We start from the raw sequence: 22,373 nt of genomic DNA, 5'->3' as shown, positions 1-22,373 counted from the left end.
CACCCGGCCACAGCCGCACCGGCATCCCCAGCGGTCGCGCCACCGGGCAGGAGGGGAGGCGGATCTCCGGCCCGCGGCCGGCTGACGCGCCCCGCAGGTTGCGGTGACCGGGGCCGGCTCAGCGGCCGGCGCTGTGCTCGACGAGGGCCTGGGTGACGCTGCGGACGCTGCGGGCGATGTGCTGGAGCTGCATCACCTCGGCCGCGTACAGCTTGATCGTGTGTTCGATGACCGACTCGGGCAGTCCCAGCCGGGGCAGGTCGGCGCGGGCGGTCTGCAGGGCGGTGCGGGCCACGCGGATCTCGTGCTGGACCTGGATCTGCGCGTGCCGGGCCAGCAGGACGGGGTGGCGGATCAGCGCCGGGTAACCGGCGTAGCGCGCCGGCACCAGCTCGCGCAGCCACTTGGCGGCCGAGCGCTCCCAGTCGTAGGTGCCCGGCGCCTTGACCTGGCACGGCCAGTCCGGGCGGGTACGCGTCGTCGTGAGGGACATGATGATCGCTTCCGGCGTCGAGGGGTGTCCGACGAGTCTGGGGCGGCCCCGGCCTAGGGGATGACCGGGGCCGCCACAGGGCGCTCGCCAGGCGAGGCCCGGCCGCGCTCCCGGGCGCCGACGCGGGTAGGGGACGGCGGCTGCGGGCGGTGCGGCCGTGAGCAGTATTTATATATGCCGTCGCCTTTGCAAGACGTATGAAAACATTCATGCGCGCTGGGGGTGAAAGCCCCTGCACACCGCCGCTTCGGCCGGGGAATCTCCGAAGGTCAGTCCCGCAGGAAGAAGTGGTGCTGCTCGGCGATCTGCTCGTACTCCTCCAGCCGCGCCTGGGTGCGCTCCGGGCCCGCGTCCGTCATCGCCTGCAGGAGGGCCGCCGCCATCAGACCGGGGGCGGCGTAGGAGTCGAAGACGAGGCGGGAGCCGGTGCCGGTGGCGAACACGACGTCGGCCTCGTCGGCGACCTGCCCCAGCGCGAGGTCGGTGATGAGGGCGACCTTCAGCCCCGCGGTGCGCGCCACCCGCACCGCCGTCAGGGTCTCCTGCGCGTGCCGCGGCATCGAGAACGCCAGCACCCAGGAGCCGCCCGCCTCCCGCGACTGCAGCAACGTGTCGTAGGCGACGGTGCCCCCGAGGGTCACCAGCCGCACGTCCGGGTGGATACGGCGCGCGGCGTAGGCGAAGTACTCGGCGAGGGACGAGGAGATGCGCAGCCCCAGCACGGTCAGCGGGGTCGACTCCGACAGCTTGCGGCCGACCTCGATGACCTGGTCGGGATCGGCGAAGTCGCGGCGCAGGTTCTCCAGGTTCTCGATCTCGGCGTCCACCGCGGCCTGCAGCTCGTTGCCCCGGCTCACCACGTCCGCCGCCAGCCCGCCGGCCCGGGTCCCGAGCGTGATCGTCTGGAGCCGCTCGCGCAGCGCCGGGTACCCGCTGAAGCCCACCGCGGCGGCGAACCGCGTCACCGACGGCTGGCTCACCCCGACCCGCTCGGCGAGGTCGGTGATCGACAGGAACGCGGCCTCGGTGATGTGCTCGATCAGGTACTGGGCGATGCGCCGCTGCCCCGGGGACAGCCGGGGTTTGTCGAAGAGTTTCCTGAGCTGGGAAGTCGGGGACGCCTCCGCCTCCGGCGCGGTCTTTCCCGAGGTGATCGCTGATGCCTGGGCGCGTGCCTGCTGCGGCGAGGGCACGGGTGCGCCTCCTTTGTCTCCCACGGTGACTCAACATAGCTCACCCACCGTGCTGACCAGGGCCGGACAGTGACCCCGGCGCACCGGGCGGCGCCGGGGATACCCGCCCGCCGCACGGGAACCCGTCGCTCCGCATCACCCCGACGACGAAGGAGGAACTCGGGCCATGACCGTCCCCGAGGAGAACCGGCGCAAGACCGACACCACCGACGACGTGCTGGAGACACGCGAGCAGCGCTCCGCGGAGCAGGGGCGCGAGCGCGGGGCCAGCGGCCGCACGCTGCGGGAGGCGATGGAGGAGGCCGAGGTCAGGCCGGAGGACTACGAGGAGAAGTGACGCGGACCGGGGCCGCGGGCCTCATCTGCGGTAGATCGTGATCGAGTGGCCGACGTCGTCGACGGCACGCGCGTCGGCCAGCAGCCCGGCCAGCCGCCCCCGCGCCTTCGCCGCGGCGGAGTCGGAGACGACCAGCAGCCCGCGCACCCGCCCGGGCGGCACCGCACGCGGATCGGCGGCGTGGATGCCGTACGCGGAGGGCACACCACTGCCCTTGTACACGAGCCACACCCGCTCGCCCGGGTACCGTTCACGCAGCCGGTCCGCGAGCCGCCCCAGGTCCTGCCCCCAGTCCACATTGGAGTCGTGCAGCCGCAGATGGGTCCGGGCAGGACCGCCGAACGCCTCGTTGGAGTACGGCAGGTAGTACGGGAAGGTCCGTACGGAACTCACGGCGACCCACAGCGCCAGCGCGCCCGCCACGACAGGCGTCCAGCGGCCCCGCAGCAGCACCGCGCACCCCGCGGCCACCGCACCGAACACGGGCACGAACAGGGCGTACCGGGTGCCGAAGTCCCGCGCGCCCTGCATCGCCGCCACCAGCAGCACGAGGGCCGGCGCGAGCAGGTAGGGCGCCGCCGGACGCAGCCGCCGTACCGCGCACAGCGCGAGGGCACCGGCCGCCCACAGCGCGAGCATGCCCAGCGGGGTCTTCACCAGCAGGGCCGCCGGCAGGTAGTACCAGAGCGCGCCCGTGTAGAGACGGCCGAAGAGGAAGCCCTGCCAGGGCCGGTCCTCGAAGGCGAACTGGATGCGCAGGCCGTCCCGGTAGGCCTCCGGGAACGGCAGCACCCGCACCAGCAGCTCCCGCAGGCCGTGCACCGCGGGGACGGGCTGCGGCGGCGCCCAGCGCAGCCGCGGGTCCACCGCGAGATACGCCGCCCAGACCACGGCCACGGCCGCCACCGCCACCACCCCGGCACCCATCACCGCCCGCCGCCAGTCGCGGGGCCGGCGGTGCAGTACCGACAGCGCGGCCAGCGCGAGCAGCACCGGTACCGCGGGCAGCGCGCTCATCTTCGTCGCCAGCGCCGCGCCCAGCGCCGCCCCGGCGAGCGGCAGACACCGGCGCGGGCGGACCCGGGCCCGCCACAGCAGCCAGGCCGACGTCAGCAGGAAACCGGCCGTCGGCGCGTCCAGCGTCGCCAGCGAGCCGTGGGCGATCACGTCGGGCGAGAAGGCGTACAGCGCGAGCGCGAGCAACCCGCCGGCCGGCCCGGCCAGTTCGCGGGCGAAGGCGAACACCACCAGCCCGCACAGCAGCGTCAGCACGATGACCGGCAGCCGCGCCCACAGCAGCAGCCGCCCCGGGTCGTTGCCCGACTCGTACAGCAGATGCCGCCCCACCTGCCCCTGGTCCCCGCGGAACGACGTGTCGACGTGAGGGCGGGCGAGCGCCACCCCGGCCGCGATCACCAGCTTGCCGAGCGGCGGGTGTTCGGGGTTGAGCCGCAGGCTGTGCTCGCGCAGGTAGACGGCGGCCGTGCCGACGTAGACCGGCTCGTCGATGGTCGGGGTCTGCTGCACGGCGGTGGTCACCATGGCGACCGCCATCTGACCGAGCAGCAGGGCCACCACCAGCGGCAGCAGCCGGCGCCGCCGCGCCGCCCGCACCGGGGGCGGCTCACCGGGGCCGCGGGGCGCTTCGCCGGGGCCGCGGGGCGCCTCGTCGGGGCTCGCGGGGGCGAGGACCGCCTGCTGCTCGCTCGTCATGGTCCGTCCCGCGGCACCGCCGCCCGCGCGGGGACGGAAGCGGGGTGCGGGCAGGCGCATGCGCCCACTGTGCACCCGTTCCCGCCGCGCGGGGCGGCCGCCGCACGCGTCGTACCGGCGGACCTTCCGCCGTACCCAGGGGTACGGCTCGGCACGCGCCGGAGTTCAGCGTGCTGGACTGTTCCCTCAGACGGTCAGACCCAGCACCCCCCAGCCGCGTCCGGCGGCCCCGGTGACCACCTCGCCCCACTGGCCCACCAGGGCGGCGAAGGCGGCGAAGTCGGGGATCCAGCCGCCGGGGGCGGCGGCGTGCCGGTCGTACGCCCCGCGCAGCCCCGCCAGCAGCGGCTCGGCTCGGGCCCAGTGGGCGGCGCGCTCCGCGGTGGCGGACGGGGGACATGCCAGGATCCGGCGCGGACGCGCGGGCAGGACGAGGCCGAGGGACGGTTCGTCGTCCCCCGCGGCCGGATCGTCGCCCGGCCAGATCAGGCCCCGCAGAAAGGCGTCCAGCGCGTCGCGCAGGGGCGGCGCGGCGTGCGGGCGGGCCCTGGACCAGCCCTCCGAGGCCCAGAAGTGCGGCTTGTAGGAGCCGAGGGTGCGGGAGAACTCGTACCGGGCGCACCAGGGCACCCGGGGCGAGGCGGGCAGGACCCACCCGGCCTCGGGGCCGGCCTCGGCCGGTTCGTCCTCCGGGCACATGGCCTCGTACAGCAGGCCTTCCCGCTCAGCCTCCGGGGTTCGCGCCAACTCCCCCCAGTCCAGCGTCAGTACGGTGATGTCCAGACCCACCCGGCCACCCTACGACGTCCCGCACCACCAGATCCGCCCGCTCCCGCGTCGCCGCCACCAGGTCGGCGTTGCGCTGGTCGGTGCCGAGGACCCAGGCCTCCGCCTCCCGGTGGTCCTTGCCGAACTCCTCGTGGCGGGCGACCAGCCGGCGGATCCGCTCCTCCTCGTCCAGCTCGCAGAACCACACCTCGTCCAGCTGCGGCCGTACCCGCGCCCAGGCTCCCGTCTCCAGCAGCAGGTAGTTGCCCTCCGTCACCACCAGCCGCGCGGCGGGCGGCACCGGGATCGCGCCGGCGAGCGGCTGCTCCAGCACCCGTTCGAAGCCCGGCGCGTACACGACCTCTCCGTCGTCCTCCTCGCGCAGGCGCCGCAGCAGCGCCGCGTACCCGGCCGCGTCGAAGGTGTCGGGCGCGCCCTTGCGGTCCCGGCGCCCGAGCCGCTCCAGCTCCACGTCGGCCAGGTGGAAGCCGTCCATCGGCACATGCGCCACCCACGGCGGCCCGTCCCCGTTGAGGGCGCGCACCAGCTGCTCGGCGAGCGTGGACTTCCCGGCGCCCGGACTTCCGGTGATCCCGAGGATCGCCCGCGGCCGGCGGTCGGCGAGGGCGCGGGCACGGTCGAGGAGGTCGTCGAAGGTGATCGGCACAGAGGAGAGTCTGGCATCCGCGCCGCGGTCGGAGGAGACCCCGGTGCCGCCGCGGGGCGCGGGCGCAGGACCCGCGATGCGGCAGCCGGCCCTGTGGTGCGGCAGCCGGCCCTGGGGTGCTCTTCCCGGGGCGCGGCGCTAGGGAGGCGCGTCCCGGGGAACCGGTCCCGGTATGACGACGGATCTCGGACTGCCCGAAGCCATCCGGGCCTGCCTCTTCGACCTCGACGGGGTCGTCACCCGCACGGCCGTCGTGCACGCGGCCGCATGGAAGGAGACGTTCGACGCGTTCCTGCGCGAGAGGGAGGGGCCAGGCTTCCGCCCGTTCGACGACACCGACTACGACACGTACGTCGACGGACGCCCCCGCGCCGACGGCGTGCGCACCTTCCTCGCCTCCCGGGGCATCGAGCTGCCCGAGGGCACGCCCGGTGACCCGCCGGACGCCGGCACCGTGCACGGACTGGGCAACCGCAAGAACGCCCTGCTGCTGGAGAAGATCCGCACCGACGGCGTCGAGGCCTATGACAGCAGCGTGCGCTACATCGAGGCGGCGCGGGCGCACGGGCTGGCCACGGCCGTCGTCTCCTCCAGCGCCAACACCGTCGACGTGCTGCGCTCGATCGGCGCCGAGCACCTCTTCGACGTACGGATTGACGGCGTGGTGGCCGCCGAGCGCGGGCTGCCCGGCAAGCCGCGCCCCGACACCTTCCTCGCGGCGGCCGAGGTCCTCGGCGTGCCGCCGGCCCGTGCCGCCGTCTTCGAGGACGCGCTGGCCGGCACGGACGCCGGACGTGCGGGGCACTTCGGGTACGTCGTCGGCGTCGACCGGACCGGGCAGCGCGACGCCCTGTACGCGCACGGCGCCGACCGCGTGGTGAGCGACCTCGCGGAGCTGCGGTCGGGGTGAGGGACGCGTCGAGGGTCGGATGGTGTCCGCCGCTTGGCCGCATACGGTGTCCCCCTTGTCGCCCCAGGGGTTAATTTGTCGCTGAAGTCCGGATCTTCGTCGCCCTGCGGCGGGGTGCGGGCGACCGACGAGCCGCAGGGGGAGGGGCGACGATGGCCGGCAGCGTCGAACTGTCCGACCGCCCGGGCGGGGACCGCATGACGCCGGAGACGACGCCCGGGTCGTGCGCCCCGGCGTCCGCCCGCCGACGGGCCGGCCTGCACACGCTGTGCGCCCTCGCCCTCCTCGTCGCCGTCGGCCTGCTGGCCCGGCGGCACTGGCCGGTGCTGGAGAGCGGGGCCCTGCGGCTCGCCGTCGCCGACCACGGCTGGCTGCTGGTCGGCGCCTCGGCCGCGGCCGGGACCTGGGTGGCCTCGGCCCTCGCCCAGCAGGGCGCCGTACCGCACCGGCTGCCCGCCGGGCGGCTGGTGGCCGCGCAGTTCGCGGCGGGCGCCGCCAACCAGGTGCTGCCCGCCGGCCTCGGGGCGGGCGCGGTGAACCTGCGCTTCCTGATGCGGTGCGGGCTGTCCGCCGGGCGCTCGGCGGCGGCGATCGCCGTCAAGGGCACGGCGGGCGCGCTCGCCCGGGCCGCCCTGATGGCCGTACTGGCCCTGTCCTGCCCCGGCGCGCCGCGGCTGCCGCACGTCCCCGGGGCCGCGGTGGCCGTCGGAACGGCGCTGGCCGTCGGAACGGCGCTGGCCGTCGGGGCGGCCGTGGCGCTGAGGCGGACCCGGTGCCGCGCGGTGCTGGCCGCCGTCCTCGCGGACATCCGGTCCGTGCACGCCCGGCCCGCCCGGGCCGCGGCCCTGTGGGGCGGCTCCCTCGGCTTCGCCCTGCTGCACGCGGCGGTGCTGGTGGCGGTCACCCGCGCCGTCGGCCTGCCGCTGCCGCCCGGGCTGGTCACGCTGCTCTACCTCGCCGCGAGCGCCGCCGCGGCCCTGCTGCCCACCCCCGGCGGCCTCGGCTCCCTCGACGCGGCGCTCGCCCTCGCACTGACCACGGCCGGCGCCCCGGCCACCGCAGCAGCCTCCGCCGTCCTCGGCTACCGCCTCCTGACGGTATGGCTCCCGCTCGCCCCCGGCCTGGTGGTGCTGGGGGTGCTGGTGCGGCGGGGGGCGCTGTGACCGTCGATGCCGGCGGCGACCGTTGGGCGGAGTGACCGTCGATGCCGTCGGCTCACCCCACCCCCAGCTCCTTTCGCCACCTCAGGATCTGCTGGGCCGGGTCGCCGGTGTACGACCACGGTGTCCTTGTCGCGCGGCGGTCCAGCATGCGGAGGAGTGCCGTTGCGATGTCCGGGAGGTCCGCCCAGCAGGCCGCGTGGGTCAGGCAGTTGACGTCGCGCAGTTCGGCGGGGGTGATCGGGCCCGGAGGGCGGGCGCCGATCCAGCGCTGCCAGGTGCGGCGTACGTCGCTCACCGCGCCGTCGTGGTTCCAGTGGTGGCCGAGCCCGACCGCGCCCCGGTCGCCGTGCGCGGCGTCGAGGGCGTACCGGTACTCCTCCACGCGCGCGTACTGCACCAGCACCGGCAGCGGGCAGCCCGCCGGCGCCACCCCCGCCGCGTCGCGCGCGAAGTCGTACATCAGGCCGTGCGTGCCGTGCCAGCGGGCGGAGTAGTAGTGCAGGACCTGAAGGTGGCCCTCCACGCTGTACGGGTCCCGCCGGTGCAACTCGTCCCACCAGCGGGCCAGTTCGGTACGGCGCACCCCCGACGGATACAGCCGCGCCACGGAGATCAGCGAGATCCACGGCGTCGGGTCCTCCGGGACCGCCTCGGTCGCCGCCCGGCACGCCAGCACCGCCGAGTCGATCCGGCGCCGTTCGATCGGCACCCCCCGGCCGGCCGCGATCGCCAGCTGGAACGCCCGGGTCGTCTCCGTCGCCGCCCGCAGCACCAGCGCGTCCGCGCTGCGCGGCTCCGCCGCCAGCCACGTCTCCACCGCGGAACTGTCCGCACAGGCCTGCGCCAGCATCCGCACCCGGTGCCCGCGCGCCTCCCAGTCGGTGCCGGTGGCCCGCAGCAGCGCCCGCAGACCCTGCCAGCGGCCGATGACCACGTCCTGCCGGGCCGAGGTCAGCGGCGCGTCCCCGCAGTCGGGGTCGAAATCGGGAGCGAAACGCTCTCGTGCCATCACGCCCCCTCGGATCAGAAGTCGGTGGGGAGGCCCTCATGGGCGCGCGGAGGCACGGCCGGGCGGCCGGACGGGTCGTACTCCGTGCGCACCGTGCGCGAGGCGTCGAGCCGTGCCGGCCGGTAGTACTCGCTGCCCTTCCGCCAGTACCGGAGCATCGGCACCACCCCGAGCGCCAGCCCGCCGAGCCCGATCACGACCGCCGCCGCGCTCAGCTCGCCCAGCGACTCGACGAACACCCAGAACATGAACGCCGAACCCAGCAGCGGCCACACCCCGCCCAGCAGCAGATGCGCCGGCGACCTCAGCAGGACCCGTCGGTAGGCGACGACCACCGCGAGGCCCGCCAGCCCGTAGTACACGGCGATCTGCAGACCGATCGCCTGGATCGCGTCGGCGAGGATGTCGCCCACCGTGCCCAGCGTGATGGCGGCCACGAACATCACCAGCGCCACCGCCCCGACCACCACGATCGCCACCCACGGCGTGTTCCACCGCGGATGCACCCGGCCCAGCGCCGCCGGCATCGTCCGGTCCCGGCCCATCGCGAACAGCGACCGCGTCACCTGGATCAGCGTCGTCTCCAGCGTGGCGATCGTCGACAGCATCACCGCGACCACCAGCAGCCGGCCGCCCCACCCCGGCCAGATCTCCTCACCGAGCACCGCCAGCACGTTCGCCCCGCCGTCCGCGATCTGGTCCGGCGTCAGAACCATGTTCACCGCGATCGTGAACACCTCGAACAGCAGGAACACGACGCCCAGCCCGATCAGCCCAGCAGCCCCCGTCGTACGGCGGCTGTCCCGGGTCTCCTCGCTCAGGTTGCAGGTGACGTCCCAGCCCCAGTAGTAGAAGGCCGCCACCAGCGCGCCCGACGCGAAGCCCGACACCCCCTCGAACCGGCCGAGCCCCAGCCACGACCAGTCGAACGGGCGGGCGTCGCCGGAGTGCAGCAGCGCCAGCACCGCGAACAGCACCAGGATCGCCAGCTCCACCCCCGACATCAGCAGCTGCGCCCGCACGGTCAGCCGCGCCCCGCCGAGCACCACGCACAGCATCAGCAGGAACCAGCCCGCGCCCACCGCCGTCGACAGCGCGGTGTCCGCGGCGAGTTCCTCGTCGAACAGGGCCAGCGTCAGAGAACCGGCGGGCAGCGACCCGGCCACCATGAACAGCGTCGCCGACACCACCAGCGCCCACCCGCTCAGAAAGCCCAGGAACGGGTGGAGGGTTCGGCCCACCCACGAGTAACTGGCGCCCGCGTTCACGTCGATACGGCTGAGATAGCTGAACGCCAGCGCGATGCCCAGCATCGGTATCGCGCAGTACAGCAGCGCCGCCGGACTCGCGAGCCCGACCGTGCCGACGAGCACGGCCGTGGTGGCGGCCAGCGAGTACGCCGGGGCGCTGCCCGCGACCGCCATCACCACGGTGTCGAACAAACCCAGGGCGCCTGCCTGCAGCCCTCTGCCCCTGCTGTGGGTCATGGTCGTGCTGCTTTCCGTGTGCACGACGCGGGGGTGTCGCGGACCCCGGCGGCGTGGAGGGGGGTGGGGGGTGGCCGCCGCGGACGGATGAGGGATGGCCTCGGGCCGGCGGCGGGTGCACTGCGCTGGTGCGCACCGTGCCGCCGCTGCGTGGACGAACGGTCACACCGAGTGTGCGAGTGATGATAGCCCCAGACGACCGGATCCCGGATTGGAGCCCGCGCAACGGGAAACGCGGACGAGGAACGCCGTCAGCAGACCCGAGGGAGGCACCATGGGCACGGAATCCGCCCGCCCCGAACCGATGGCCGACGACGCCTACCAGCCCACCGGAAGCAACGAGGAGCAGGAGGACGCCGCGCCCCTGGACCTGCAGGACGCCGTCGACGAACGCACCTACGACGACACCCTCGACGAGGGCTACTCCCCGCCGGAGAAGCCCCTGGGCGTCACCAAGTACGGCACCACGGCCGCGGAGCAGCACGAGGGCGAGTCCCTCGACCAGCGCCTCGCGCAGGAGACGCCGGACGTCACGGTGCCCGAGGGCGACGACGTCGGCGATCTGCCCGGCGGCGAGGGCGAACCCGTCGATCCCGAGGCCGGTGAGGGCCGCGCCGGACGCCTGGTCGCTCCCGACGAGGGCGCGCACCCCGACACCACGAAGGAGGCCGTGGCCGAGGACATCGGCATCGACGCGGGCGCCGCGGGCGCGGAAGAGGCGGCGATGCACGTCATCGACGACGACCGGCTCTGAGCGAACCCGCCGACGCCCCCCGATGACCAGCACTCCCGGCCCCCCCCGACGACCGGCAGTCCGGGTCTCCCTGACAACCGGCAGTCCCGGTCTTCCTGACAACCGGCAGTCCTGGTCCCCCCAGCGACCGGCAGTCCCGGTCCTCCGCCTGGATCCGGAGGACCGGGACTGCCCTGTACGTTGCCGGGCTCAGGGCAGCAGCTTGTCCAGGGCGGCCGGTCCCTCCTGCTCCAGCTTCCGCTTCGCCCACTCGAGGTTGCGCGGGGTGAGGTCCCGGCCCGCGGCCAGCACGACGTCCTCGGGGGACACCTCGGTGCCGGTGCGGGCGTGGAGCAGCTTGTCCGGGGTGGTGCGGTCCCGGTACGACCGGGACGCGTCGGGCTGTGACGTCGACATGGTGCGACTCCTCCGGTCCGGATGGGTGCGGCGGCCCCGGTGCTGTCATCGGGTCCACTAACACCATTCACCGCGGGAGCGCACCCTGCATCCGGAGACAGGAGGGGCTCCCGGAGCGGTCGGCTCCGAAGGCCGGGGTACCTTCCCACGGCGCTCCCAACCCCCCTGGCCCCTCCGGCCCCGAGATGCCGATCCGGTCACAGGGGAGTGCAATGGAAGGGCCGGACTGTCCGCCGGCGGAAACGACCGAGGCCATGTCACCCAGCCATCCGCACACCGGGGGACGCGCCGCCCGAGGGGGTCTGAGGCGGCTGGGCGAATGGTGTGCACGGCATTTCGTGATCGTCATTGTGGCCTGGCTCGTCGCCCTGGTGGCGCTGCAGGCGCTCAACCGCTCCTTCGGCGGCGAGTACTCCGACGACTTCGCCCTCTCCGGCGTCCAGTCGCAGGAGGGCCTGGACGTGCTGAAGAAGCACGATCCGCAGGCCGGCGGCTACAGCAGCCAGATCGTGCTCCACGACGACCAGCCGCTGACCGGCCTCGGCTCGCAGATGGCGACCGCGACCGGCGACCTGCAGAAGCTGCCGCACGTGCTGTCCGCGCAGAACCCGCTCACCGCCCCCGGCAGCAGCTCCCAGCAATCCCAGTCGCAGCAGTCGCAGCAGTCCGCGCCGCAGAAGAACGTCGGCCCGCTGTCCTCCGACGGCAAGACCGCCTACATCACCGTCCGCTTCGACGTGCAGCCCTCCACCCTCGGCGACGGCTACCTCCCCGGCGTCGACAACGCGGTGGAGCCGCTGCGCAAGGCCGGGGCGCAGGTCGAGTACGGCGGACCCCTCGGCGAACTGGCGCGTCCCGCCGCCGACGACCGGGTCAGCGAGCTGATCGGGTTCGGCGTCGCGATCGTCGTCCTGCTGATCGGCTTCGGCAGTGTGCTCGCCGCCGTCATGCCGCTGGTGACCGCCCTGGTCGCCGTCATCGGAGGGCTCGCGCTGCTGGGCCTGCTCGCGGCCGCCTTCACCTTCGCGACCGTGTCACCGACCCTCGCCACCATGATCGGCCTCGGCGTCGGCATCGACTACGCCCTGTTCCTGATCACCCGACACCGACAGAACCTGATGAACGGCGCCGATCCGGTGCGGGCCGCGGGCCACGCCACCGCGACCAGCGGACGGGCGGTCCTGGTCTCCGGCTGCACGGTGATCGTCGCGCTGACCGGGCTGTACGCGTCCGGGGTGACCTTCATCGGCAAACTCGGGCTCGCCGCCGCCGTCACCGTCGTCTCGGCCGTCGTCGGCGCGCTGACCCTCGTACCGGCCCTGCTCGGTCTCCTCGCCAAACGCATCGACCGGTTCACCGTGCGCCGCCCGGTCGCCGAGACGGAGGAAGGCGCGGACGTGCCGCAGGGCACCTGGCACCGGTACGCCAAGCGGGTCGAGCACCGTCCGTGGCAGTTCCTGGCCGCCGGCGTCACCACCGTCGTCGTCCTGGCCATCCCCCTGCTCTCGATCCAGCTCGGCCACATCGGCGACGGCGCCGACCCGACCTCCTTCACCGACCGGCGGGCCTACGACCTGATGACCGATGCCTTCGGGCCGGGCTCCAACGGCCCGCTCACGATCGTCGTCGACCAGAGCGGCGTGCCGTCCTCGCAGCGCTCCGATCTCGCCTCCCAGGCACAGAAGACCCTGAACAGCGTGCCCGGCGCCTCGACCGTGACCCCGCTGACGCCCACGAAGGACGGGGACGTCCTCCTCGCCACCGTCTACTCGCAGCACTCCCCGCAGGACGCCGCCACCACCGACCTCACCAACCGCCTGGTGGACCACACGCTGCCGCAGGCCGTGGCCGGGACCGACGCCCACGGCTACGTCACCGGCACCACCGCCGCCCAGGTGGACTTCCGGGACATCGTCGCGAGCCGGCTGCCCCTGATCATCGGCGTGGTGGTCGGCCTCGCCTTCCTGATCATCCTCGCGGTCTTCCGCGGGCTGCTCGTCGCGCTGAAGGCGGCCGTCCTGAACGTCCTGTCGATCGCGGCGTCGTACGGCGTCGTCGTGGCCGTCTTCCAGTGGGGCTGGGGCGGGCCCGCGCTCGGCGTGCACGGCAAGGTGCCCATCGAGAGCTATGTGCCGATGATGATGTTCGCCATCATCTTCGGCCTCAGCATGGACTACGAGATCTTCCTGCTGTCCCGGGTGCACGAGAACTGGATGCGCACCAAGGACGCGAAGGACTCCGTCGCGCACGCCCTGGAGATCACCGCCCGCGTCATCACCTGTGCCGCACTGATCATGGTGAGCGTCTTCGCGGCCTTCATCGTCAGCGACAACATCGTGGTGAAGATGCTCGGGCTGGGCCTGGCCGTCAGCGTCCTCATCGACGCCACCGTGGTCCGCCTGCTGATGGTGCCCGCCGTGATGACCCTGCTCGGCAGGCACGCCTGGTGGACCCCGCGGTGGCTGGACCGGATCATGCCGCACATCGACGCCGAAGGGGACCACGAGGGCGGCCCCGACGGGGTCAGCGCTCCGGCGCCCCCGGAGCGAGAGCGAGCATCGTGACGTCGTCTTCGAGCGCCTCGGCGTACGCGTCGAGGTCCGTCCACAGGCGGTCGGGCAGCGCGGTCACCGGCACGGAGGCGAACTCCGCCAGCCGCTCGGTCAGCGGGTAGAACGCCCCGGCCGCGTCCCGGGCCTCGACGACCCCGTCCGAGACCAGCAGCAGCCGGTCCCCGGGCCGCAGCTCCACCGCCACGCCCTTCGGCGGCCCGGCACCGGGCAGACCGAGACCCAGCGGCTGCCACGGCTCGACCGCCACCTCCGTCGCCGCCCCCGCCCGCAGCAGCAGCGGCGCCGGATGACCGCAGGACACCGCCCGTACCGCGCTCCCGTCGGCGGCGAACTCCAGCAGCACGGCCGTGGCGAACAGCTCGGCGTGCGGGGTGTGCGCGGAGTCGGCCGCGAGCCGGCGGTCCAGCCGGGCGGCCACCGCCTCCAGGTCCGGCTGGTCCAGCACGGCCTCGCGGAACGCCCCCAGCAGCGACGCGACCGTCGCCACCGCCGCCAGGCCGTGCCCCTGTACGTCGCCGAGCACGGCCCGCACCCCGAAGGGCCCGCGCCGCACGTCGAAGAAGTCCCCGCCGACCAGCGTGCCGTCCTGCGCCGCCCGGTACAGGCCCGCACACCGCACCATCCCCACCGTCTCCGGCACGGGCGGGGCGATGGCCCGCTGGGCGGCCACCGCCACCGTGCGCTCCAGGTCGAGCTGGGCGTCACGGCGGCTGCGCACGAACGACACGAACACGCTCAGCGCGGCGACGAAGCAGACGGTCAGCAGATCCGTCTGCCCGGGCCGGTCCAGGTGGAAGGCGGGCACGGTGAGCAACGCGATCACGGCCGCGCCCAGCACCGCGGTCGCCAGCGGTCCGTACGACAGGACGGCCAGCGGCGGGATCGCGCCCAGCAGGAAGCCGATGTCCAGCGGCTCACTGCTGACCAGCGTGGCCACGCACACCGCCACGGCCAGCGCGACGGGCAGTACCCGCACCCAGCGCGGCGGCGGGGCCCCGCGCAGCCAGCCACGCCGGTCCGTCCCCCGACGCGAGACCAGCAGGCGCGCACTGCCCATGGCACCACGCTCCTACGCCGGGTACGGCACCGCACGCCGGGGACGCGGTCCGGACGGCACGGACGGCGGCGGTGCACACGCCGGAGGTCCGTCAGTCGTGCTGCCGCACACCCTCCAGCAGGGCTTCCGCCTCGGCGAGGATCTCGGTGACCCGAAGGGCGAAGGCGGCATCGCACGCATGGGGCCGGCCTTCGGGCGCGCCGCGCAGGGCCTCGGCGGCGCGCCCGAAGGCCGGCAGGGGGCCGTCGGCGGCGTCCGGCAGGAGCGTCACCCCGGCCTCGCCCCGCAGCTCCACGCCGGCACCCGCCGCGGCGGGCGGTGCGGTCAGGCTCAGCGTCAGCGTGCTCGACGCGCCCCGCTCGTGGTCCAGGACCAGCTGGACGGTGTCGCCGGGCCCGGGCACCGCCGCGGCCACCCGCCGTACGCCGCCCAGCACCGGCAGCAGCACCGACAGCGCGTGCGGGCCCACGTCCCACAGCGCGCCCTTCGTACGGCGCCACGGGGAGTCGGCGAACGGGCTGTCCTCGGTGAACACCGCGCCCAGCCACAGCGCGCGTGCCGTGAACCAGCCGCCGCGGTCCGCCTGTTCGGCGATCCAGGCCTCGGGCTCCGGCTGGAACCGGGTGGTGAAGAAGACGACCGACGCCACCCCCGCCTCGCGGACCGCGTCGGCGACGGCCCGCCCTTGCGCGACCGTCGTCGCCAGCGGCTTGTCGAGCAGCAGATGCCGTCCGGCCCGTGCCGCGCGCACCGCCAGGCCGGCCTGCACGTCCGGCGGCAGGGCGACGGCCACGGCGTCCACGTCGGCGAGCAGCGCGTCCACGTCGTCGTAGGCCCGGGTGCCGTGCTGTGCCGCCAGCTCCTTCGCGGCGTCCGCACGGCGGCCCCACACACCGGCGAGGTCGAAGGCGTCGTGTGCCGCCAGGGCGGGCGCGTGCACCATCCGCGCCCAGGGTCCGGTGCCGAGCAGTCCGATGCGCATGCCGCCGCCTCTCCCGAAGGACCGACCAGATCACGGGTGAGCGTGCCACACGGGCCGAGGGGGTGTCTCGCCGGTCAGGCCGCGGAGCGTTCCCGGGGAGCCGCCACCCGGGCGGCCCGGGCCTTGGCCGGGCGCGTCTCCGCCTTGTCGGAGGCCTGCCGCCGGCCGCCGCTGACGAGGCGCAGATGGCGCCGTCGGGCGGCGTGCCGGTGACGCCGGGAGGCGGGAGCGAGCAGACGCTCCTCCAGCCGGTCGGCGACCAGCAACAGCAGGGACATGAGGGGCAACAGCGAGACGGCGACCCAGAGCACGGCGTTCTCCTCGGCCAGGCGATGCACGTACGAGTGCTCCGAATCCGGCCGCTGATGCGTTCGATGCCGGAAGGCGCCCCGAACTGTCGTGAACTTTCGTGAAGTGTCGTGAAGACGGTGTGGGGAAGCGCGCGGCCGCGTGAACGCACCCCGCGAGACCGGTGACTTCGCCGGTCCGCGGACCAGGGGGTCCCGCCCACAGTGGCACCGCCGAACCGACGGCGGCGCCCACTCCCCGGGCGACCCGCCACGACCGAGAGGACGACTCGTCGTGCAGCACCCCCACACCCGCACCACGCACCGCTCCCGCCGCAGAAGCGGCAGCCGGCTCGCCGCCGCGGCCGCCGCCCTGACCGCCGTGGTCGGGCTCACCGCGCTCGGCGGCCCCGGCGCGCACGCCGCCGACAACCCCTACGAGCGCGGCCCGGCGCCCAGCACCGCCAGCATCGAGGCGCTGCGCGGCCCGTACGCGGTCTCGGAGGTCACCGTCTCCCGGGTCGCCGTCTCCGGCTTCGGCGGCGGCACGATCTACTACCCCACCAGCACCGCCGACGGCACCTTCGGCGCCATCGCCGTCTCGCCCGGCTACACCGGCACCCAGTCCTCCATCGCCTGGCTCGGACCGCGCCTGGCCTCCCAGGGGTTCGTCGTCTTCACCATCGACACCCTCACCACCCTGGACCAACCCGACTCCCGGGGCCGCCAGTTGCTCGCCGCGCTCGACTACCTCACCCAGAACAGCTCCGTCCGCGGACGCATCGACAGCAGCCGCCTCGGCGTCATGGGCCACTCCATGGGCGGCGGCGGCTCCCTGGAGGCCGCCAAGAGCCGGCCCTCGCTCCAGGCCGCGATCCCGCTCACCCCGTGGAACCTCGACAAGACCTGGCCCGAGATCACCACCCCCACCCTGATCTTCGGCGCCGACGGCGACACCATCGCGCCGGTCGCCAGCCACGCCGAGCCCTTCTACAACACCCTCCCGTCCTCCCTGGACCGGGCCTACCTGGAACTGAACGGGGCCACCCACTTCACCCCGAACACGTCCAACACGACGATCGCGAAGTACAGCATTTCCTGGCTGAAGCGGTTCATCGACAACGACACCCGCTACGAGCAGTTCCTCTGCCCGGTCCCGCGGCCGAGCCTGACCATCGAGGAGTACCGGGGCAACTGCCCGCACACCTCCTGACCGACGTCCCTCCCCGGCGGCGACCGTGCGGCAGCGCGCGGTCGCCGTCCGCGTTGTGCCGGTGCACGCCCGAGCACCCGGCCCGTTGGGACGCGGCACACCGACTCCCGCGCCCCGGCCCGCCGAAGACGCAGGTCAGGCGATTGATGAAGAGTCAAGAAACGAGGACGCACGGCTTCCGCCCCGCGTTACGGCTGAGTAACGTCGCGGGAATGACCGGACGGACGACGACCGAGAGAGCCGCGGCGCCCTCCTACCGCCCGGGCCCCCGGGGGGAGCGGATCGCCGCGCTGCTGGACCGGCTGCGCACCGAGGGCGGCGCCCACCTCGTGACCGGGGAACCGGGCGGCGGGCGCACCGCGTTCCTGGACTTCGCCGCGCGCTCGCACGAGGCGGCCGGACCCGTGATCCGGGTACGGTCCGACCCGTCCCGCGCGCACGAGCCGTATGCCGGGCTGCGCGCCCTGTGCCGGGCGGTCGTACGGGCCGGGGGAGCGGGGGCGGCGTCGCGTCCCGCCGCCTGGGGCGGCCCGCCGGGAACGGCACCGCTCCCGGGCGCCGACCCGCGCACCGCCGGCGAGGCACTCCTGACAGCGCTTCAGCCAGCCGCCGGCTCCCTGCTGGTGTGCGTGGACGACGCCCACCTCTGGGACGCCCCGTCCCGTGCCGCGCTGGGCCACGCCGCCGCCCGCCTGCACGCCGCCGCCGGGGCGCCGGACCTCGGCGGGCCGGGCGCCGGCGGGGGCCGGGTGGGGCTGCTGGTCGGCGTCGCCGGGCACCGGCCCGTCGACCGGGAGTTCACGGGGCTGCCCGTCCTCCGCCTCGACCCGCTCGCACCGGCCGACGCCGCCGCCCTGCTCGACGAGGTGACCGGGGTGCCCGTCGACCCGGCGGTGCGCGACGCCCTCGTGGCGGAGGCCGAGGGGAACCCGGCGCTGCTGCTCGCCCTGGCCCGCCGCCTGTCCGCCGCCCAGCTCCGCGGCGAGCGGCCCCTGCCCCGGCCGGTGGCCGACGCCGAGACGCTGACCGCCGCCTTCGGCGGCCACCTCACCGGGCTCCACCCCGACCACCACGCCCTGCTGCTCACCGTCGCCGCCGCGACACGGGCTTCCGGTGGCCCCGAGACCGACGCCGCCGCCGTCCTGCGGGCCGTCGCGCGGCTCGGGCTGCGCGACCCACGGCCCTGGCCCGACACCGTGGACGCGGCCGACGGACGGCTGCGCCTGCGCAGCGCCCTGCTGGGCCGGGCCCTGTACGCCGCCGCGCCCCCCGAAGAGCGCCGCGAGGTGCACCGCGCGCTGGCCCGCTCCCTGCCGGCCCACGACCGCCTGCTCGCCCTGCTGCACCGGTCCTGGGCCACCACCGCGCCCGACCCCGGCCTGGCCGCCGCCCTGACCGCCACCGCGTCCGACCCGGCCGTCGACGCACCGCCCGACCTGCGCCGCACCGCCCACCTGCGCGCCGCGGCGCTGAGCGGGGACAGCGCCCTGCGGGCCCACAGCCACACCCGCGCCGCCGAACAGGCCCTGCTCGGAGGGCACACGGCCGACGCCGTACGCCTCCTGGACAGCGTCCGCGACCACCCGGCCCCCGCCGCCGTCCGCGGCCGCGCCGAACTGCTGCGGGGCACGGCCCTGCTGCGCGACGGTCCCGTCGACGACGCCCGCGCGTCCTTCCTCCTCGCCGCCCGCCTGCTCACCCCCGGCGACCCCGCCCGGGCCGCCCGCGCGACCCTCGCCGCCGCCGACGCGGCCTGGGCGGCGGGGGACGCGGCGGGGTGCCTGCGCATCCTCGGGGAGGAAGGGGAAGCGCCCGACCCCTATGTGGCGACCGACCTCACCGCCGGCCCCTCCGCCCCGCACCGCCCCGGCCCCCTCGACGACTACCGCACCGGTATGCGTGCCGTCCTCGAAGCCCGTTTCGACCAGGCCGCCGCCCCGCTGCGCCGCGTGCTCGCGCACTCCGTGCACGCCGACGAGCCCGAGCATCTGCTGCGGTCGGCCGCCGCGGCCCTGCTGCTCGGCGACGTGGCCGCCGCCCGCCGGGCCGGGGCCAGGGCCCTCGCGGTCGCCCGCACGCTGGGCTCGGCCGCGCTGGAACCGCGGGCCCTGGAGTACCTGGCCTACGCCGAGCTGCGCGCCGGCCGCCACGCTCTCGCCCGCACCCACGCCGAGCAGGGCCTGCGCGCGGCGCGCCGCACCGGCCAGCGCAACACCGCGGCCCACCACCAGGCCGTACTCGCCCTGACCGCTTCCATCGAAGGGGCTCCCGAGCACGGCGGGGACGGGGAGACCGCCGAGGAGCACGCCGCGGCGGCGCTGGCCACGGCCCGGCGGCACGGGCTCGCACAGGCCGGCACCCTCGCCCAGTGGGCGGCGGCCCGCGCCGACCTCGGCCGCGGCCGGCCCCGCGAGGCCGCCGACCGGCTCGGCCTCCTCGTCCGGCCCGGCCCGCGCCGGGGCCACTTCGCCGTCTGGATGCTCGCCGTCCCCTGCTACGTGGAGGCCGCCGCCCTCGCCGGACACCCCGAGGACGCCCGCGCGGTCGTGGACGACTTCGCCCTGTGGGCGGCCTGCGGCGCCGACCCGCACGCCCCCGCCCAGCTGCTGCGCTGCCGGGCCCTGCTGGCCGCCGCGCCGGACACCGCCGACGAGCTGTACCGGCAGGCCCTCGACCGGCACGAGGACAACGCCTCCGACTACGAACGCGCCCGCACCGAACTCCTCTACGGCAAGTGGCTGCGGCGCCGCCGCCGGCTGCGCGAGGCCCGCGAGAGGCTCGGCGCCGCCCTGATCGGCTTCGAACGCAGCGGCGCCCGGCCCTGGGCCCGGCAGGCCGCCGCCGAACTGCGCGCCAACGGCGCCTCCGCCGACGGCCGGCCCACCGGGGAGCTGTCCCGGCTCACCCCGCAGCAGCTGCGCATCGCCCGCCAGGTCGCCCAGGGCGCCACCAACCGCGAGGTCGCCCTGAGCCTCTCCGTCAGCACCCGCACCGTCGACTACCACCTGCGCAACGTCTTCGCCGCCCTCGGGGTGCGCTCCCGCGTGGAACTGGCCCGGATGGTCGAGCAGGCGGAAAAGTCCGGTGCACAGCTCTAGGGACCGACCGGACGGTATGTCATCCTTCGGGGCAGGACGAGTCAGGCGGCGGCCGCCCCACGGCCTCCGTCACCGGCCCGACACCGGTGACGGGTCCGCCGCGCGGCCGCCGCCGCAAGCCGACCCTGGGGAGAGGACCGCGATGCACCAAGCCCTGCGGCCACGAGCCGTGCCCCGCCCCAAAGCCGCGCCCGCGCCCCGCCCGCGCACCGGGCGCGGCCGCCCGCTGATCGACGCGGAGGCGCTGCGCGTGCTGCACCGCGCCGCCCGCGTCCTCCTGGACGACCTGCCGCAGCTCACCGACCGCCTCCTGGCCCTCCTCCGGGAGCAGGAGCCCGCCTACCGCTCCTGCCTGGACAACGACCCGGCCGGCACCTGGCAGGAGACGCACCGCTCGCTGCGGCACAGCGTGTCCTCGCTGCTCGACCCGCGCGGCGCCCGCGACGCGGCCCGCCGCTGCACCTGGGCGATCGGCGCGAACCGGGCCGAGCAGGGCCTGCCGCTGGACGCGCTGCTGCACGCCTTCCGGCTCGGCGGCTCCCTGGTCTGGCAGGACCTGGTCGACGAGACCTCGCGGACCGCGCCCGAGGACGTACGACTCCTGGTGCACGTGGCGTCCGACGTGTGGGACTTCGTCGACGAGCACTGCACCCTCCTGGCGGAGGCCTACCGGCAGACCGAGCGGCAGCTGGCCTGGCGGCGCGAGAACCGGGTACGGCTGCTGGCCGCCGCCCTCCTCGACGGCACCAGCCGGATCGCCGACCTCCCCGAGACGGCGGCGGCGCTGGACCTGCCGGAGCAGGGGCGGTACGTCGTCGTCGCGGTCGCCGGCCCGCCGGAGCGGCGTACGGCGGTGATCGCTCCGGGTGTGCGCGTGCACTGGCATCCGGGCGCGGAGGTGGACTACGGCATAGTCCCGGCCCCCGACGAGCACGCCGTGGTCGCCGCCGCGGAGGACGCCGGGGTGCGCGCGGGGGTGGGCAGTGCCGTCGACGGTCTCGCCGCCGTCGGCGACGCCCGCCGGCTCGCCGACATCGCGCTCGGCCTGTGCCCGGACGGCGGTGGCACGATCCGGCTCACCGACCACCTCCCCGAGGCGCTGGTCGTCTCCAGCCCCGAACTCGCCACCGCCCTCGCCGACCGGGTGCTCGGCCCGCTGGCCGACCTCGACGCCGCCGACGCCGAGGTCCTGCTCGACACCCTGGCCACGTGGCTGGCCTGCGACGGTTCCGCGCAGCGGGCGAGCCGGCGGCTGTACTGCCACCGCAACACCGTCCTCAACCGCCTCCGCCGCTACGAGCAGCTGACCGGCCGCTCCCTGTCCCGCCCCACCGACCTGATCGAGGTGGCCCTGGCCCTGACGGCCCACCGCCTGCTGCCCCGCTGAGCCTCGCCCGGGGCCTTGGGCCCCCTCGGCCGGGCGGTACGGCCGTGCTCCCGGCCGTGGCCGGGCGTGCCGCCCGTCGAGGGGCTTACCGTGCCCACGGCCTGGAGGACTGGCCGCGCCTTCGGCCGGCCCACGACGGCGTCGTTCAGCGTGGCCGGGCGTGCCTTCGGCCGAGGGGCTTACCGTGCCCACGGCCCGGGGGGTCGGCCGCGCCTTCGGCCGGCCCACGACGGCGTCGTTCAGCGGGGCCGGGCGTGCCTTCGGCTGAGCGGCTTACCGTGCCCACGGCCCGGGGGGTCGGCCGCGCCTTCGGCCGGCTGCGACCGCGTCGTTCAGCGGGGCCAGGCGTGCCTGCGGCCTGGACCGACGGTGCCCTCGGTCGAGCGGCTCACCGTGCCCATGGCCTGGGGGCCGGCCGCGACTTCGGCCGGCGTCCGAGCGCTCCTTCACCGGGGGCCGGGCGTGCCTCCGGCGGACGGTCCGGTCCGTCCTGCCCGTGCCGACCGACCGCCGCCGCCTGGACCCGCTCCGGCCGCGGCGCCTGGTGTCCCGTGCGGCCGCCGCCTGCGGCCGTCCGGAGCACTCGGCCGCGGGCGGAGCGGGGCGGCCCGTCTCCACCCCGTCCGGTCACCCGCTGCCCCTCGACGTACGTCCGAACCCGGCGCCGCCCGCGGCCGACGTGCGCCCGAACCCGGCGCTGCCCACGGCCGACGTGTGCCCGAACCCGGCGCCGCCCACGGCCGAAGTGCGCCCCACGCGACCTGCGGCCACTCCTTCCACCTCCTGCACCCCCTGCACCCACCTCGGCCCCTTCAACCCCCTTGGCCGGCACCCCTGGGCACCCGCACAACCCCTCCCCGCCCCCGTTGGGACCCCGCAGCGTCCG

General features: G+C 75.4%; 19 protein-coding genes. 8 read left to right on the top strand and 11 right to left on the bottom strand.

Features of this window, described 5'->3' with window-relative positions; translation table 11 throughout:
- Positions 1 to 118 precede the first annotated feature (118 nt).
- Positions 119 to 493 carry a hypothetical protein gene (locus IE308_RS02715; protein ID WP_110634709.1) on the bottom strand — a complete coding sequence of 125 codons (375 nt, stop codon included), beginning with the start codon at positions 491 to 493 and terminating at the stop codon, positions 119 to 121.
- A 269-nt stretch (positions 494 to 762) separates the two neighbouring features.
- Complete coding sequence (locus tag IE308_RS02710; RefSeq protein WP_110634712.1) at positions 763 to 1,710, bottom strand: MurR/RpiR family transcriptional regulator; 948 nt, start codon at positions 1,708 to 1,710, stop codon at positions 763 to 765.
- A gap of 142 nt (positions 1,711 to 1,852) precedes the next feature.
- On the opposite strand from IE308_RS02710, the gene IE308_RS02705 reads away from it, so the two are divergent.
- A complete protein-coding gene (locus IE308_RS02705) occupies positions 1,853 to 2,023 on the top strand; it encodes a hypothetical protein (RefSeq protein ID WP_190216418.1) in 171 nt (56 codons plus the stop codon).
- Between the two features lie 21 nt (positions 2,024 to 2,044).
- On the opposite strand, the gene IE308_RS02700 is transcribed toward IE308_RS02705, so the two are convergent.
- From IE308_RS02700 to IE308_RS02690, 3 genes are all read right to left on the bottom strand, one after another.
- Positions 2,045 to 3,796, bottom strand: coding sequence for an ArnT family glycosyltransferase (locus IE308_RS02700; RefSeq protein ID WP_373314414.1), 1,752 nt, complete (start codon positions 3,794 to 3,796; stop codon positions 2,045 to 2,047).
- A gap of 126 nt (positions 3,797 to 3,922) precedes the next feature.
- Positions 3,923 to 4,525, bottom strand: a complete 603-nt coding sequence (locus tag IE308_RS02695) for a hypothetical protein (protein WP_190216417.1) — start codon at positions 4,523 to 4,525, stop codon at positions 3,923 to 3,925.
- Positions 4,461 to 5,171, bottom strand: coding sequence for a nucleoside/nucleotide kinase family protein (locus IE308_RS02690; RefSeq protein WP_190216416.1), 711 nt, complete (start codon positions 5,169 to 5,171; stop codon positions 4,461 to 4,463). The genes IE308_RS02695 and IE308_RS02690 overlap by 65 nt, the downstream gene beginning before the upstream one ends.
- Positions 5,172 to 5,343: 172 nt before the next feature.
- Here IE308_RS02690 and IE308_RS02685 point away from each other — a divergent pair, with 172 nt between their 5' ends.
- Together IE308_RS02685 and IE308_RS02680 are read left to right on the top strand one after the other, a co-directional pair.
- Positions 5,344 to 6,081, top strand: coding sequence for an HAD family hydrolase (locus IE308_RS02685; RefSeq protein ID WP_190216415.1), 738 nt, complete (start codon positions 5,344 to 5,346; stop codon positions 6,079 to 6,081).
- A gap of 197 nt (positions 6,082 to 6,278) precedes the next feature.
- Positions 6,279 to 7,244, top strand: a complete 966-nt coding sequence (locus IE308_RS02680; RefSeq protein ID WP_190217337.1) for a lysylphosphatidylglycerol synthase transmembrane domain-containing protein — start codon at positions 6,279 to 6,281, stop codon at positions 7,242 to 7,244.
- 52 nt (positions 7,245 to 7,296) lie between these two features.
- Here IE308_RS02680 and IE308_RS02675 read toward each other — a convergent pair whose 3' ends face one another.
- Together IE308_RS02675 and IE308_RS02670 are read right to left on the bottom strand one after the other, a co-directional pair.
- Positions 7,297 to 8,253, bottom strand: a complete 957-nt coding sequence (locus IE308_RS02675; protein WP_190216414.1) for a hypothetical protein — start codon at positions 8,251 to 8,253, stop codon at positions 7,297 to 7,299.
- A 14-nt stretch (positions 8,254 to 8,267) separates the two neighbouring features.
- On the bottom strand, positions 8,268 to 9,740 hold the full coding sequence (locus tag IE308_RS02670; protein ID WP_190216413.1) for an APC family permease: 1,473 nt from the start codon (positions 9,738 to 9,740) through the stop codon (positions 8,268 to 8,270).
- Positions 9,741 to 10,014: 274 nt separating this feature from the next.
- Between IE308_RS02670 and IE308_RS02665 the strand changes: the two genes are divergently transcribed.
- Positions 10,015 to 10,494: a DUF5709 domain-containing protein gene (locus IE308_RS02665; protein ID WP_110634731.1), complete on the top strand. Its 480-nt coding sequence runs from the start codon at positions 10,015 to 10,017 to the stop codon at positions 10,492 to 10,494.
- 189 nt (positions 10,495 to 10,683) lie between these two features.
- Here IE308_RS02665 and IE308_RS02660 read toward each other — a convergent pair whose 3' ends face one another.
- Positions 10,684 to 10,890 carry a hypothetical protein gene (locus IE308_RS02660; protein ID WP_110634734.1) on the bottom strand — a complete coding sequence of 69 codons (207 nt, stop codon included), beginning with the start codon at positions 10,888 to 10,890 and terminating at the stop codon, positions 10,684 to 10,686.
- A 254-nt stretch (positions 10,891 to 11,144) separates the two neighbouring features.
- Here IE308_RS02660 and IE308_RS02655 point away from each other — a divergent pair, with 254 nt between their 5' ends.
- Positions 11,145 to 13,454 (top strand): MMPL family transporter, encoded by a 2,310-nt coding sequence (locus IE308_RS02655; RefSeq protein ID WP_190216412.1) that lies wholly within the window; start codon positions 11,145 to 11,147, stop codon positions 13,452 to 13,454.
- Here the strand turns inward: IE308_RS02655 and IE308_RS02650 are convergent.
- The 3 genes from IE308_RS02650 to IE308_RS02640 all read right to left on the bottom strand — a co-directional run bounded on the left by IE308_RS02650 (position 13,414) and on the right by IE308_RS02640 (position 15,840).
- The gene (locus IE308_RS02650) at positions 13,414 to 14,520 is read right to left on the bottom strand and encodes a PP2C family protein-serine/threonine phosphatase (RefSeq protein WP_190216411.1); all 1,107 of its coding nucleotides are present in this window, start codon (positions 14,518 to 14,520) and stop codon (positions 13,414 to 13,416) included. The two genes, IE308_RS02655 and IE308_RS02650, sit on opposite strands and share 41 nt — an antisense overlap.
- 91 nt (positions 14,521 to 14,611) lie before the next feature.
- On the bottom strand, positions 14,612 to 15,502 hold the full coding sequence (locus tag IE308_RS02645; protein WP_190216410.1) for a Gfo/Idh/MocA family protein: 891 nt from the start codon (positions 15,500 to 15,502) through the stop codon (positions 14,612 to 14,614).
- A 74-nt stretch (positions 15,503 to 15,576) separates the two neighbouring features.
- A complete protein-coding gene (locus IE308_RS02640) occupies positions 15,577 to 15,840 on the bottom strand; it encodes a hypothetical protein (RefSeq protein ID WP_229908675.1) in 264 nt (87 codons plus the stop codon).
- A 244-nt stretch (positions 15,841 to 16,084) separates the two neighbouring features.
- Here IE308_RS02640 and bdeA point away from each other — a divergent pair, with 244 nt between their 5' ends.
- The 3 genes from bdeA to IE308_RS02625 all read left to right on the top strand — a co-directional run bounded on the left by bdeA (position 16,085) and on the right by IE308_RS02625 (position 21,487).
- Positions 16,085 to 17,002: a bis(hydroxyethyl) terephthalate hydrolase gene (gene bdeA / locus IE308_RS02635; protein ID WP_190216409.1), complete on the top strand. Its 918-nt coding sequence runs from the start codon at positions 16,085 to 16,087 to the stop codon at positions 17,000 to 17,002.
- Between the two features lie 212 nt (positions 17,003 to 17,214).
- Positions 17,215 to 20,100 (top strand): helix-turn-helix transcriptional regulator, encoded by a 2,886-nt coding sequence (locus IE308_RS02630; RefSeq protein WP_190216408.1) that lies wholly within the window; start codon positions 17,215 to 17,217, stop codon positions 20,098 to 20,100.
- A gap of 142 nt (positions 20,101 to 20,242) precedes the next feature.
- Entirely contained in the window at positions 20,243 to 21,487 is a 1,245-nt protein-coding gene (locus tag IE308_RS02625; RefSeq protein WP_190216407.1) for a PucR family transcriptional regulator, read from the top strand.
- The last annotated feature ends 886 nt before the right edge of the window (positions 21,488 to 22,373 follow it).

The sequence above is a fragment of the Streptomyces griseosporeus genome (genome assembly GCF_014656055.1).
In the GTDB taxonomy this organism is placed as follows: Bacteria; Actinomycetota; Actinomycetes; order Streptomycetales; family Streptomycetaceae; genus Streptomyces; species Streptomyces griseosporeus.
Note: the sequence above shows the minus strand (reverse complement) of the source record. Positions and strands in the feature narration are given on the sequence as shown.